The sequence below is a fragment of the Lelliottia sp. CFBP8978 genome, from assembly GCF_034046055.2.
Classification (GTDB): domain Bacteria; phylum Pseudomonadota; class Gammaproteobacteria; order Enterobacterales; family Enterobacteriaceae; genus Enterobacter.
In genome coordinates this window covers 1,335,479-1,348,215 of sequence record NZ_CM188253.1, presented here as the reverse complement: position 1 = coordinate 1,348,215, position 12,737 = coordinate 1,335,479, and the positions used below count along the sequence as shown (strand labels likewise).

The following is a 12,737-nucleotide window of genomic DNA, read 5'->3' as shown; positions in this document are numbered from 1 at the left end:
GTCTCCGCATTAATAGGTACGAATCTTCGGCGGGAATGCCGGACGCAGTTTCGGCTCCATATTGACGCTACGACGCGTCATGGATTCCGACTCTGGCAGATACAGGGAATGGCACAGCCAGTTTTCGTCGTCACGATCCGGGAAGTCGAAGCGGCTATGCGCGCCACGGCTTTCGGTGCGGAAGTTTGCAGATACCGCCGTTGCATAGGCGGTCTCCATCAGGTTATCCAGCTCCAGACACTCAACGCGCTGGGTGTTGAACTCGCTGGAGGTGTCGTCCAGACGGGCGTTTTTCAGACGCTCACGAATCGCTTTCAGCTGCTCAAGACCTTTGGCCATCGCATCGCCTTCGCGGAATACCGAGAAGTTATGCTGCATACATTCCTGCAGCGCTTTGCGGATTTCCACCGGATCTTCGCCATCGCGGTTGCCGTTCCAGCGGTTGAGACGTTCCAGAGACGCTTCGATATCCGACTCGCGCGCATCGCGCAGGTCGCCCTGCTCGGCGATAGATTCCTGCAGATGCAGACCCACCGCACGACCAAACACCACCAGGTCGAGCAAGGAGTTGCCGCCCAGACGGTTGGCGCCGTGGACCGATACGCAGGCGATTTCGCCCACCGCGAACAGACCCGGAATCACCACGTCTTCGCCCTGCTCGTTCACGGTCAATGCCTGGCCGGTCACTTTGGTCGGAATACCGCCCATCATGTAGTGGCAGGTTGGGATAACCGGAATCGGCTCTTTCACCGGGTCAACGTGGGCGAAGGTACGAGACAGCTCCAGGATACCCGGCAGACGAGATTCCAGAACCTCTTTACCGAGGTGATCGAGTTTCAGCTTCGCGTGCGGGCCCCACGGACCATCGCAGCCGCGACCTTCACGGATTTCGATCATGATGGAACGCGCCACCACGTCACGACCCGCCAGGTCTTTCGCATTCGGGGCATAACGCTCCATGAAGCGTTCGCCGTGTTTGTTCAGCAGATAACCGCCTTCACCACGACAGCCTTCCGTCACCAGAACGCCGGCACCGGCGATGCCGGTCGGGTGGAACTGCCACATTTCCATATCCTGCACCGGCACGCCAGCGCGGATCGCCATGCCAACGCCGTCGCCGGTGTTGATATGGGCATTGGTGGTGGACTGATAAATACGGCCTGCGCCGCCGGTCGCCAGCACCGTTGCGCGGGCTTTGAAGTAAACCACTTCACCGGTTTCGATACACAGGGCGGTACAACCCACCACTGCGCCATCTTCGTTTTTCACCAGATCCAGCGCGTACCACTCGGAGAAAATCGTGGTGTGGTTTTTCAGGTTCTGCTGATACAGAGTGTGCAACAGCGCGTGACCGGTACGGTCAGCCGCTGCCGCAGTACGTGCCGCCTGCTCGCCGCCGAAGTTTTTCGACTGGCCGCCAAACGGACGCTGATAAATCGTGCCATCTTCCAGACGGGAGAACGGCAGACCCATATGGTCAAGTTCCAGAATCGCTTCCGGGCCGGTTTTACACATATATTCGATGGCGTCCTGGTCACCGATATAATCGGAGCCTTTCACCGTGTCATACATATGCCATTCCCAGTTATCTTCATGGGTATTACCGAGCGCTACGGTGATACCACCCTGCGCGGAAACCGTGTGCGATCGGGTCGGGAACACTTTAGAGAGCAGCGCACAGGTCTGGCCGCTCTGGGAAATTTGCAGCGCCGCGCGCATACCTGCGCCACCGGCACCAATCACAACAGCATCAAATTCTCTGACTGGCAGTTTCATCACACACCCCACACCACAACAAATCCATAAATAACGTAAACCACCAGAGCCACAACAATCAGGAGTTGCAGCGGCAAGCGAACGCCTAACGGTTTAACGTAATCGGTCAACACCTGCCACATGCCAATCCAGGCATGAATAAGGATCGAGAACAGAGCCAGCAGGGTGAACACTTTGGTGAAGGCAGATCCGAAGAACCCGCTCCAGATCTCCCAAGTCAGCTCGCCGCTGGTCGCGAAGAAGCCGATCATGTAGATGATGTAAAGGGTGAGGACGATGGCAGTAGCGCGGACCAGAATGAAGTCATGTACGCCGTTGCGTCCTAATGCGGAGGCGTTGCTTACCATACGAGGACTCCTGCGAGAATTGAAAGCACGACAGTGATCACAAATGAAATATTCGCTGAGCGTTTCCCTGCTTCGAAGGTTTCTTCCAGATAGCCAAAATCCATCATCATATGGCGAACGCCGACGACAACGTGATAGGCCAGCGCAGTCAGAATGCCCCACATGATAAATTTCACGAAGAAGCTGTTCATAATGGCGGAGGCCTGGAGGAATCCTTCAGGAGAAGAGAGGCTGGTACCCAGTAACCACAACAGAATGCCTACCGCCACAAACGTAATCACACCCGACACGCGGTGGAGAATGGACGCTATGGCCGTTACAGGGAATCGGATCGTTTTGAGATCCAGATTGACAGGTCTTTGTTTTTTCACATTTCTTATCATGAATAACGCCCACATGCTGTTCTTATAATTCCCTTTGGACTTCGGGTTACAGGAAGGCGGCAAGTTCGGGAATCAATCCTCGGAATCATAGAGAACTATGTCACCGGGGTGAGCGGACGTAGCCAACGCGCCTGTAACCTGAAAGACGACGGGATTTCCTTCCTCCGGTCTGCGTGCGGGTCAGACAGCGTTCCTTTTCTATAACTGCGCGTCATGCAAAACATTGCTTCCAAATGCTAAAACGACACGTTACAACGCTGGGTGGCTCGGGATTGCAGGGTGTTCCGGAGACCTGGCGGCAGTATAGGTCGTTCACAAAACCATTACAATTAACCTACATACAGTTTGTCGGGTTTTATGCGGAACAGTGATCAGAGTCACGATAACAACATTATTTTAAATTTTAATCATCGGATTTGACAAAGATTAAACATTATTGTTACAAACAACAGCAGAAAAGGCATATAATGCGCAAAAGTTATGAGGTCTCTATTTCACCTGAGATTTAGTTATGTAACAGTGTGATGGTATTGACCGAAGTTATCAGGACAGTTATTAGTGGTATACAGGTTTGAATAATTCGGACTGCAAAGACACTGATTTGCTGCTGTTTCTCTGTTTTTTCATTCGTTTACCTGCCAGGCGCCTTTAGCTCTGTACCCTGGTTTCTCCTCGTGAGCTGAGCGGTAAGCCAAATAACAAATTGGTTACGATGATGAACAGCTGAATGCAAATCGAAAACACGCAAGCATTCGCGCCAGATCAAGGCGGCCAGCCGAGAATCCCGGGAGCATAGTTAACCATGTGACCTGGCTTCGAGAGCGCAGCCAACGCAGTGATAGCCTGAATGACAACGTGTTTTGCAGTCTTAAGCATAAGGCGCTAAGGAGACCGTAAATGGCTGATACAAAGGCAAAGCTCACCCTAAATGGTGACACTGCTATTGAACTGGATGTGCTCAAAGGCACTCTTGGTCAGGATGTGATTGATATCCGTACACTGGGTTCCAAAGGAGTATTCACCTTTGACCCGGGTTTCACCTCTACCGCATCTTGCGAATCCAAAATCACCTTCATTGACGGTGACGAAGGTATCCTGCTTCACCGCGGTTTCCCCATCGATCAGTTAGCCACCGAATCCAACTATCTGGAAGTGTGCTACATCCTGCTGAACGGCGAAAAACCGACGCAGGAACAATACGATGAATTCAGAACCACCGTGACCCGTCACACCATGATCCATGAGCAGATTACCCGTCTGTTCCATGCGTTCCGTCGTGACTCTCATCCGATGGCCGTGATGTGCGGGATTACCGGTGCGCTGGCAGCGTTCTACCACGACTCCCTTGACGTGAATAATCCACGCCATCGTGATATCGCGGCGTTCCGTCTGCTGTCGAAAATGCCTACCATGGCGGCGATGTGTTACAAATATTCCATCGGCCAGCCATTTGTTTACCCGCGTAATGACCTCTCTTATTCCGGCAACTTCCTGAACATGATGTTCTCCACACCGTGCGAAACCTATGAGGTTAACCCGGTGCTTGAACGCGCAATGGACCGTATTCTGATCCTGCACGCCGATCACGAACAGAACGCATCGACCTCCACCGTCCGTACCGCAGGCTCTTCCGGCGCGAATCCGTTCGCCTGTATCGCTGCGGGTATCGCCTCCCTGTGGGGACCGGCGCACGGCGGCGCAAACGAAGCTGCACTGAAGATGCTGGAAGAGATCAGCTCCGTTGAGCACATTCCGGAATTCGTGCGTCGCGCGAAAGACAAAAATGACTCCTTCCGCCTGATGGGCTTTGGTCACCGTGTTTACAAAAACTATGACCCGCGCGCCACCGTGATGCGTGAAACCTGCCACGAAGTGCTGAAAGAGCTGGGTACGAAAGACGATCTGCTGGAAGTGGCGATGGAGCTGGAACATATCGCGTTGAACGACCCGTACTTCATCGAGAAAAAACTGTACCCGAACGTCGATTTCTACTCTGGCATTATTCTGAAAGCGATGGGTATTCCGTCTTCCATGTTCACCGTCATCTTCGCCATGGCACGTACCGTGGGCTGGATTGCGCACTGGAACGAAATGCACAGCGAAGGGATGAAAATTGCGCGTCCGCGTCAGCTGTATACCGGCTACGACCAGCGCGATTTCAAATCTGATATTAAGCGCTAATGTTGACAGGGTGCGGCCTGATGCCCTCACCCTGACCCTCTCCCACGGGGAGAGGGAACAAACATTAAAAACGGCAACCTCGGGTTGCCGTTTTACTTTTACCTTGTGCGTTCTGATGCCCTCACCCTAACCCTCTCCCACGGGGAGAGGGAACAAACACTAAAAACGGCAGCCTTCGGGTTGCCGTTTTGCTTTTACCTTTGGCAGCCAGGACACCAGTAGAATGGCCGCGACGACAGCATCGTTCGCTCGATTATCCCGCCACACCGCTCGCACGGCTTACCCTGGCGATGGAACACTTTAAAGCGGAACAGCGCCCCGTGATGTTTTTTATCATCCACCACGCCGCGGGTGTTATAGGACAGCCGCGGGATATCCAGCAAAGCATGAGACAGCACTTCGAGCTGCATCTCATTGAGCTGCGACGCTTTTCGCTGCCCCGCCAGCCCCACTTCCCAGAGAATTTCGACGCGCAGATAATTGCCTAAACCGGCGAGAAACGCCTGATCGAGCAGCAGGCCGGAAAACTGTCGGTTGCGAAAAGAGGGCGACAGAAGACGCGCTTTCACCTCTTCTGCCGTCAGATGCAGATCCAGCACATCCGGTCCGACCCGTTGCAAAAACGGGTGAGTGAGCAGTTGCTCCGGCGTTAACATCTCAATATCAGAGGCGCTGTAGAGCAAAATCGCTTTATCCGCCGTCTGCAGCCTGACGCGCAGAACCCGATTGGTTTGTGGCTCCTCACCCACATTGATCACCCGCCAGACGCCATAAAGCTGATTGTGGCTATATAACGTCAGGTTATGGGAAAAATGCGTGAGCAGGGCTTTGCCGCGCGTTTCAATATGCGTCACGCTTTGCCCGATTAACTGCCATTCATAGGGTTTTAACTGAGGGAACGCAAACCACGCGTCGGTCAGAGGTTTGCCTTTTATCGCCGCCTCCAGGCTATCCGCTGCACGGCGGATCTCCGGACCTTCTGGCATTTTTGATTCCTTTGTTGACACATCGCATCGCCGCTCAAGATGAGCGCAAATGGCGCACGTTATGCACTGATTGTTATATTATTTAGCCTGAATTCGTTTCGCAATCGGCGGGCAAAGGCCAGCGCATGTTCACCATCTCCGTGCAGACAAACCGTCTGCGCCTGCACAGTCGCCCATTCGCCGCTCAGGCTTTTTACCCGGCCGCGCAGCACCATCTCCAGCGTTTGCGCCAGCGCGTGCTCCTCATCAGCGATCAGCGCGCCAGGCTCCGTGCGGGGAACGAGACGCCCGTCCGCCTGATATCCGCGGTCGGCAAATACCTCTTCGCGGGTGATCAGGCCAGCGCGTTGTCCGGCGTGGATCAACGCGCTTCCCGCCAGCCCGACCAGAATCAAACCGGGATCCACATCGTGTACGGCCCGCGCAATCGCCTCGGCCAGCGCGGGATCTTTTGCCGCCTGATTATAGAGCGCCCCGTGGGGTTTGACATGCCGAAGCTGGCCCCCTTCGGCGCGGGTGATGGCATGTAGCGCGCCAATTTGATACAGCATCTGGGCATAAATCGTCTCTGCCGACACATTCATGGCCGTGCGCCCAAAGTTCTCCCTGTCGGCAAAGCCGGGATGAGCGCCAATCGCCACACCATTTTTTAACGCTTCACGCACACATTCCCGCATGGTTTGCGCATCGCCGGCATGAAATCCGCAGGCAATATTGGCGGATGAAATGAGCGTCAATAATTCAGCATCGCTGCCACAGCCTTCGCCCAAATCGGCATTCAAATCAACGACGATCATTCAGCCTCCACGCCATCTGCTCGATGAAAAGCCGCTGAAGGCGTCGCGCTTCGAGAGCCTCTTCCAGCGAGCACTGCACGAAGTGGATCGGCTGGCCCAGCGGAATTTGTGCCAGATGATACATATCCGCCTCAATGATGCAGGCGATGCGCGGATAGCCTCCGGTGGTTTGGGCATCATTCATCAGCACAATCGGCTGGCCGTTATGCGGCACCTGGATAACGCCGGGTAACAGTCCGTGAGACACCAGTTCGCGATCGGTGGTACGCGCCAGCTGCTGGCCCTGCAGCCGATAGCCCATCCGGTTACTCTGCGGGCTAAGCCGCCACGGCAGACGCCAGAATGCATCCTGCGAAGCCTGGTCGAATTCATGGTATTCCGGTCCCGGAAGCGCGCGGATACGGTTGGTCCAGAGCAGCTGTTTAACGCCCTGCGCCTCGGTAAACGTTCGCCCGGCGGGGTGAAGCGGCACGCGATCACCGTCTTTCAATACCCGGCCTTCGAAACCGCCAATGCCGGTTTTGAGATCGGTACTGTACGAATTCATCACTTCCGGCACATCAATGCCGCCGTCGATCGCCAGATAGCTACGCACGCCATGCACCGGTCGGTTAAGCGTCAGACGCTGTCCGGCTTTGAACGCCAGCCGCCAGCCCGTCCAGACCGCCGCACCGTCAAGGGTGGCGTCACAGCCTGCGCCGGTCAGCGCAAACCAGCCGTCACGTTCGAATTCAACGCTGCACTGACCGAGTGTGATTTCCAGCGCCGCCGCCTGCGAATCGTTGCCCACCAGCAGATTGGCAATCTGCAGCGCGGGTTTATCCAGCGCGCCGCAATAGCTGATCCCCGACTGTCGCAGACCGATCCGTCCGCCATCCTGTACCGAGGTGTACAGCCCTGCGCGAATCACCTTCAGCATACGCCCTCCTTCTGCGGCACAAACCGCACGGTATCTCCCGGGCGCAGCAGCACCGGCTCATCGCGTTTTGCATCAAACAGCGGCACGCTGGTGTGGCCGATCAGCTGCCAGCCACCCGGCGTCGCCAGCGGATAAATCCCCGTTTGCGACCCGCCAATGCCGACCGACCCCGCCGGAACCTGCAACCGCGGCTCGGCGCGACGCGGCGTGGCCAGCTCCCCGGGTAATCCCCCCAGATAAGGGAATCCGGGCTGGAAACCTAAAAACCACACCACATACTCAACGCCAGCGTGTCGTTCAACGACCTGTTTTTCAGAGAGTCCGGCATGGTGAGCCACCACGCCGAGATCCGGTCCGGCCGCTTTGCCATAAACTACCGGGATTTCGATAAAGCGCGATTCCGGCTCCAGCGCCTCGCTCTCTTCCCACCAGCGCTGCAAACGTTCAATGGCATCGAGCGCCACCGACTGCGGATTGCGCAATACTACGGTGATGTTGTTCATCCCCGGAATAGCTTCGACCACTTCCGGGATTTCGGCCAGTCGCTGAGTTAAGCGCCAAATCCTTTTTTGTGTCGAAAGCGTCACCGGAGGCTCAAGCTCCAGCACTACCGCCGTTTCGCCTAATAAATAACAACGCGCTCGCTGCACTTAAACACCTCTCATCACGCAGGATTCAGGATATCAATGAAGGTCACATCAAGATCGGTATTTTCCGTCAGCCACTCGCTCAGCGCACGGATCCCGCCGCGTTCAGTGGCATGATGCCCCGCCGCGTAGAAATGCAGACCCTGTTCGCGGGCCGAATGAATGGTCTGTTCGGACACTTCACCGGTAATAAAGGCGTCGACGCCAAAGCGCGCGGCGTTGTCGATAAAGCCCTGACCGCCGCCGGTACACCACGCGACTCGTTTGACTAAATCCGGGCCGGTATCGCCGCTCCACAGCGGACGGCGACCCAGACGCGCTTCAATCCAGGAAGCCAGTTCCAGCCCTGGCACGGGCATGGAGAGTTCTCCCCACGGCAGCAGCTCTTCGATTTCCCCCATAACGGTGATGCCCAACAGCGCCGCGAGCTGCACGTTATTGCCCAGCTCCGGGTGCGCATCCAGCGGCAAGTGCCAGCCGTAAAGGTTGATGTCGTTAGCCAGCAACGTTTTCAGGCGGTTGCGCTTCATGCCGCGAATAATCGACGGTTCGTTTTTCCAGAAATAGCCGTGATGGACGATCACCGCATCGGCCTGTAGACGCACGGCTTCATCCAGCAACGCCTGGCTTGCCGTCACACCGGTGACAATTTTTTGCACCGTTTCGCGGCCTTCAACCTGCAAACCATTGGGACCATAGTCGCTAAAGCTTGCGCTGTTCAGCTTTTCGTTGATTAAACGTTCCAGTTCGCTGTTTTTCATCATCACTCTCTTACGCTTTGCGGGCGGCTTCATAGGCCGCCAGTGTGGCGACTCGCGCCTGTTTATGGTCAACAATCGGCTGCGGATACGCGAGCTTTACGCCCGCTTTAGCAGCCCACACCCAGGGTTCATGAATGGATTTTCCCGGCACATTTGCCAGTTCCGGCAACCACTGGCGAATAAATTCGCCGTCAGCGTCAAATTTTTGCCCCTGAGTCGTCGGGTTAAAAATACGAAAATAGGGCGCCGCATCCGTTCCGGTGGAGGCCGCCCATTGCCAGCCTCCGTTGTTGGCGGCCAGATCGCCATCGATCAACTGAGAGATAAAATATCGCTCTCCGGCGCGCCAGTCGATAAGCAGATCCTTCACCAGGAAGCTGGCGACAATCATCCGCAGGCGATTATGCATCCATCCGGTTTCATTCAGCTGACGCATGGCCGCATCGACAATCGGATAGCCCGTTTCGCCCTTCTGCCACGCCTGTAACAGCGCATCATCGTGCTGCCACTGTACATTGTCAGTCCAGCGAATGAAGGGCCGATGTTTACATAAATCAGGATGATACGTCATCAGATGGCGGTAGAATTCTCGCCAGATAAGCTCATTTAGCCACACCGCTCCCGCGCCACCGTCCAGCGCCTGCGGCTGTTCGGCCAGCAGGCGGTGCAGGCACTGACGCGGCGAGAGCAAGCCCAACGCCAGACACGCTGATAAACGGCTGGTGCCTTCGATGGCGGGAAAATCACGTCGCGCTTCATATTCTGCGGCGCTCTGTTGACAAAAGTGGCGCAACTGCGCAATCGCCGCTTTCTCGGTCGTCGGGAACCTTTCGCTATCAAAATCCTGTTGAGGGTAATTGAACGTAATGTCCCCCGACACCGTCAGCGCCGTCGCTCTTTGCGCCGGCGCCGCCACGCATTCCGGCAGCCCCTCTTTCAGGCGCTTGAGATAGGCATTTTTGAACGGGGTGAACACCTTATACATCTCGTGATTCCCGGTCATGACGCTGCCCGGAGGCAGCATCACGCTGTCATCGAATCCCTGACAGGTCACCTGTGGCAGATTTTTTTCCAGCGCTCTGTCGCGCTGTTGCTCGTTGAACTCGTACTGATAGTTGTAAAAAAGATGGGTAACGTGGTGCTGCTCGCAAAGCTGCTGCACTTTTTCACGCTGGGCGGCAAAGTCGCTCACTTCTTCATACAGAAGCGGTATCCCTTTTTCGGCCAGCCCCCGCCGGAGCGCGTTGAGCAGAGCCTGCAAACAGGCGGCCTGACGCGGCGCCATGTGGTGTTGATGCCACTGTTCGGGGGTCGCAATGAACAAGGCCAGCACGCGCGCGTTTGGATTGCGGCAGGCAGCAGCGAGGGCGATATTGTCATGAAGGCGCAGATCCGCGCGAAACCAGACCAGATGCGTGGTCATAACACTCCTGAATAATTGTCCATAACGTAAGCGTAGCGTCTCTGACCGCAGACCAACCAGCGCGGCCCAGAAACGCGGCGAGTATAGCGCTCTATAATGTTTAAGTTATGTTACAGGAGCAAGCAGTACCTTACTGTCAGCGTCAGTTCCCTGCAGAGATAAAAAAAGCCGCCACATCTCTGTGGCGGCTTTGATAAAGCTGTGTGGGTCTTTTTTTAGTAGAAGTCGCAGGTCGCTTTTTCGGCCTGGTCCATCCATACCGGTTTCTCGCTGGTCTTCGCCCAGACGCGGTGCAGATAGCTGTAAAAACGGGCACGGTCTTTCCAGAAGAGCATGACTGGAAGCGCAGCAACACCAGCCACTACGGCGAAAGTGCGACGCAAAAAGACAACATGTGCTGGATACTCTTTATACAGTTCCATTATTTTCTCCCCTATAGTTGGCCGGACAAGCGATCCGGAAAAATCAAAAGTGGTTATCTGACTAAAATAGTACCGTTTTGTTTGTAATTTTACTACTCATCCGACCACTTATTTTCATCCGTTTAGTGAATATTTACACTCCGCGCGTAATTAAGTTACAAAAAAGTTAAATAAATACTTACCAACAGTTAAATCAGGGTCTTGGCATTTTTATACTTTTTTTATATCCACCCTCTCTATTTTTGCGAAATCTTTGCACCAGAAATCCTACCTTTTGCACAACAACAAATGTCACCCGGAGGTGAATTGTGAGTGCAGGTCTGATTGCTGGCATCGTGCTGGTGTTCCTGTTGTTGGGTTATCTGGTCTATGCCCTGATTAATGCGGAGGCATTCTGATGGTGGCTCAGGCATTTTTACTTATCGCCAGTTTTTTACTGGTGCTGTTCTTGCTTGCCAGGCCGCTGGGAACCTGGCTGGCGCGGATGATAAATGGCGTCTCTGTCCCCGTTATCGGCAAAGTTGAAAACGGGCTATGGCGCGTGCTGGGGATCACCCCTCAGGAGATGAACTGGCGTCAGTATCTGGTTGCCATTCTGCTGTTGAATATTATCGGTCTCGCCGCACTCTTCGCGTTGCTGATGCTGCAGGGCATGTTGCCGATGAATCCGCAGCAGTTGCCGGGGTTGTCCTGGCATCTGGCGCTCAATACGGCGGTCAGTTTCGTCAGCAATACCAACTGGCAGTCTTACGCGGGCGAAACCACTCTCAGCTACTTCAGCCAGATGATGGGGTTAACCGTCCAAAACTTCCTCTCCGCCGCCAGCGGTATCGCCGTGATTTTCGCACTGACGCGCGCCTTTGCCCGACAAAAGGTCAGCACGCTCGGTAACGCATGGGTCGATATCACCCGTATCACCCTGTGGGTCCTGTTACCCCTTTCCCTGCTTATTGCGCTGTTTTTCATTCAGCAAGGGACGCTGCAAAACCTGCTGCCGTATACCTCGTATACCTCGCTGGAAGGGGTGAAACAGATCCTGCCGATGGGGCCGGTCGCCTCGCAGGAAGCGATCAAGATGCTGGGCACCAACGGCGGCGGCTTCTTTAATGCCAACTCGTCGCATCCTTTCGAAAACCCGACCGCACTGACCAATCTGGTGCAGATGCTGGCGATATTCCTGATCCCGGCGGCACTCTGTTTTGCCTTTGGTGACGTGGTCAATGACCGCCGTCAGGGCCGTACCCTGCTCTGGGCGATGTCGCTGATTTTTGTGGTGTGCGTCGCGCTGGTGATGTGGGCGGAGTGGCACGGGAATGCGCATTTCATGGCATTGGGCGCTGACAGCAACATCAACATGGAAGGCAAAGAGAGCCGCTTTGGCATTCTTGCCAGCAGTCTGTATGCGGTTGTCACCACGGCGGCCTCCTGTGGGGCAGTCAATGCGATGCACGACTCCTTCACCGCGCTGGGCGGCATGATCCCGCTGTGGCTGATGCAGATTGGCGAAGTGGTCTTCGGCGGCGTTGGATCCGGTCTGTACGGCATGCTGCTGTTTGTGCTGCTGGCGGTGTTTATCGCCGGATTAATGATTGGCCGCACGCCGGAATATCTGGGTAAAAAAATTGATGTGCGGGAAATGAAACTGACTGCGCTGGCAATTCTTGTCACCCCTGCCCTGGTGCTGCTGGGAACGGCGCTGGCGCTGATGACCGAGGCCGGACGCAGCGGCATTTTCAACCCGGGCATCCACGGTTTTAGCGAAGTGCTGTACGCCGTCTCCTCTGCCGCCAACAACAACGGCAGCGCCTTTGCCGGGCTAAGCGCCAACTCGCCGTTCTGGAATTGCCTGCTGGCGCTGTGCATGTTTGTCGGTCGCTTCGGGGTGATTATCCCGGTCATGGCGATTGCCGGATCGCTGGTGAATAAAAACATTCAGCCCACCACCACCGGCACACTGCCTACCCACGGCGCGCTCTTTGTTGGCCTGCTGATTGGCACCGTGTTGCTGGTGGGTGCATTGACCTTTATCCCCGCCCTCGCATTAGGCCCGGTCGCGGAACATCTTTCTTTACGCTAACAGAGCGGAGACATGAGT

At 55.4% G+C, this 12,737-nt stretch carries 14 protein-coding genes; 4 read left to right on the top strand and 10 right to left on the bottom strand.

Annotated elements, in window-relative coordinates; genetic code table 11:
* Positions 1 to 9: 9 nt before the first annotated feature.
* The 3 genes from sdhA to sdhC are packed head-to-tail and all read right to left on the bottom strand — an operon-like array spanning position 10 to position 2,521.
* The gene (gene sdhA, locus SOM82_RS06255; protein WP_154126707.1) at positions 10 to 1,776 is read right to left on the bottom strand and encodes a succinate dehydrogenase flavoprotein subunit; all 1,767 of its coding nucleotides are present in this window, start codon (positions 1,774 to 1,776) and stop codon (positions 10 to 12) included.
* Positions 1,776 to 2,123, bottom strand: a complete 348-nt coding sequence (gene sdhD, locus SOM82_RS06250) for a succinate dehydrogenase membrane anchor subunit (RefSeq protein ID WP_100777177.1) — start codon at positions 2,121 to 2,123, stop codon at positions 1,776 to 1,778. Before sdhD ends, sdhA begins: the two co-directional genes overlap by 1 nt.
* The gene (gene sdhC, locus SOM82_RS06245) at positions 2,117 to 2,521 is read right to left on the bottom strand and encodes a succinate dehydrogenase cytochrome b556 subunit (RefSeq protein WP_230352113.1); all 405 of its coding nucleotides are present in this window, start codon (positions 2,519 to 2,521) and stop codon (positions 2,117 to 2,119) included. Before sdhC ends, sdhD begins: the two co-directional genes overlap by 7 nt.
* Positions 2,522 to 3,030: 509 nt before the next feature.
* On the opposite strand from sdhC, the gene SOM82_RS06240 reads away from it, so the two are divergent.
* Positions 3,031 to 3,081, top strand: coding sequence for a hypothetical protein (locus SOM82_RS06240; RefSeq protein ID WP_419181536.1), 51 nt, complete (start codon positions 3,031 to 3,033; stop codon positions 3,079 to 3,081).
* 322 nt (positions 3,082 to 3,403) lie between these two features.
* Positions 3,404 to 4,687: a citrate synthase gene (locus SOM82_RS06235; protein ID WP_154126705.1), complete on the top strand. Its 1,284-nt coding sequence runs from the start codon at positions 3,404 to 3,406 to the stop codon at positions 4,685 to 4,687.
* A gap of 194 nt (positions 4,688 to 4,881) precedes the next feature.
* On the opposite strand, the gene nei is transcribed toward SOM82_RS06235, so the two are convergent.
* The 7 genes from nei to SOM82_RS06200 all read right to left on the bottom strand — a co-directional run bounded on the left by nei (position 4,882) and on the right by SOM82_RS06200 (position 10,642).
* Complete coding sequence (nei, locus tag SOM82_RS06230) at positions 4,882 to 5,673, bottom strand: endonuclease VIII (protein ID WP_320459924.1); 792 nt, start codon at positions 5,671 to 5,673, stop codon at positions 4,882 to 4,884.
* A 59-nt stretch (positions 5,674 to 5,732) separates the two neighbouring features.
* Positions 5,733 to 6,467: a 5-oxoprolinase subunit PxpA gene (pxpA, locus tag SOM82_RS06225; protein ID WP_320460067.1), complete on the bottom strand. Its 735-nt coding sequence runs from the start codon at positions 6,465 to 6,467 to the stop codon at positions 5,733 to 5,735.
* The gene (gene pxpC / locus SOM82_RS06220; RefSeq protein WP_320459923.1) at positions 6,457 to 7,389 is read right to left on the bottom strand and encodes a 5-oxoprolinase subunit PxpC; all 933 of its coding nucleotides are present in this window, start codon (positions 7,387 to 7,389) and stop codon (positions 6,457 to 6,459) included. Before pxpC ends, pxpA begins: the two co-directional genes overlap by 11 nt.
* Positions 7,383 to 8,039 (bottom strand): 5-oxoprolinase subunit PxpB, encoded by a 657-nt coding sequence (gene pxpB / locus SOM82_RS06215; protein ID WP_320459922.1) that lies wholly within the window; start codon positions 8,037 to 8,039, stop codon positions 7,383 to 7,385. Before pxpB ends, pxpC begins: the two co-directional genes overlap by 7 nt.
* A 14-nt stretch (positions 8,040 to 8,053) precedes the next feature.
* Complete coding sequence (locus SOM82_RS06210; protein ID WP_320460066.1) at positions 8,054 to 8,797, bottom strand: type 2 GTP cyclohydrolase I; 744 nt, start codon at positions 8,795 to 8,797, stop codon at positions 8,054 to 8,056.
* 10 nt (positions 8,798 to 8,807) lie between these two features.
* Positions 8,808 to 10,220 carry a deoxyribodipyrimidine photo-lyase gene (gene phrB / locus SOM82_RS06205; protein WP_320459921.1) on the bottom strand — a complete coding sequence of 471 codons (1,413 nt, stop codon included), beginning with the start codon at positions 10,218 to 10,220 and terminating at the stop codon, positions 8,808 to 8,810.
* 215 nt (positions 10,221 to 10,435) lie between these two features.
* Complete coding sequence (locus SOM82_RS06200; RefSeq protein WP_154126700.1) at positions 10,436 to 10,642, bottom strand: YbfA family protein; 207 nt, start codon at positions 10,640 to 10,642, stop codon at positions 10,436 to 10,438.
* A gap of 308 nt (positions 10,643 to 10,950) precedes the next feature.
* On the opposite strand from SOM82_RS06200, the gene kdpF reads away from it, so the two are divergent.
* Positions 10,951 to 11,040 carry a K(+)-transporting ATPase subunit F gene (gene kdpF / locus SOM82_RS06195; protein ID WP_014069365.1) on the top strand — a complete coding sequence of 30 codons (90 nt, stop codon included), beginning with the start codon at positions 10,951 to 10,953 and terminating at the stop codon, positions 11,038 to 11,040.
* Complete coding sequence (gene kdpA, locus SOM82_RS06190) at positions 11,040 to 12,719, top strand: potassium-transporting ATPase subunit KdpA (protein ID WP_320459920.1); 1,680 nt, start codon at positions 11,040 to 11,042, stop codon at positions 12,717 to 12,719. The genes kdpF and kdpA overlap by 1 nt, the downstream gene beginning before the upstream one ends.
* Positions 12,720 to 12,737 lie beyond the last annotated feature (18 nt).

What these genes read in the sequence shown, in the direction of transcription:
- sdhC (WP_230352113.1), bottom strand. Translation starts at nt 2,521, where the DNA reads ATGTGGGCGTTATTCATGATAAGAAATGTGAAAAAACAAAGACCTGTC.
- nei (WP_320459924.1), bottom strand. Translation starts at nt 5,673, where the DNA reads ATGCCAGAAGGTCCGGAGATCCGCCGTGCAGCGGATAGCCTGGAGGCG.
- SOM82_RS06235 (WP_154126705.1), top strand. Translation starts at nt 3,404, where the DNA reads ATGGCTGATACAAAGGCAAAGCTCACCCTAAATGGTGACACTGCTATT.
- sdhA (WP_154126707.1), bottom strand. Translation starts at nt 1,776, where the DNA reads ATGAAACTGCCAGTCAGAGAATTTGATGCTGTTGTGATTGGTGCCGGT.
- pxpC (WP_320459923.1), bottom strand. Translation starts at nt 7,389, where the DNA reads ATGCTGAAGGTGATTCGCGCAGGGCTGTACACCTCGGTACAGGATGGC.
- phrB (WP_320459921.1), bottom strand. Translation starts at nt 10,220, where the DNA reads ATGACCACGCATCTGGTCTGGTTTCGCGCGGATCTGCGCCTTCATGAC.
- kdpA (WP_320459920.1), top strand. Translation starts at nt 11,040, where the DNA reads ATGGTGGCTCAGGCATTTTTACTTATCGCCAGTTTTTTACTGGTGCTG.
- SOM82_RS06210 (WP_320460066.1), bottom strand. Translation starts at nt 8,797, where the DNA reads ATGAAAAACAGCGAACTGGAACGTTTAATCAACGAAAAGCTGAACAGC.
- sdhD (WP_100777177.1), bottom strand. Translation starts at nt 2,123, where the DNA reads ATGGTAAGCAACGCCTCCGCATTAGGACGCAACGGCGTACATGACTTC.
- SOM82_RS06200 (WP_154126700.1), bottom strand. Translation starts at nt 10,642, where the DNA reads ATGGAACTGTATAAAGAGTATCCAGCACATGTTGTCTTTTTGCGTCGC.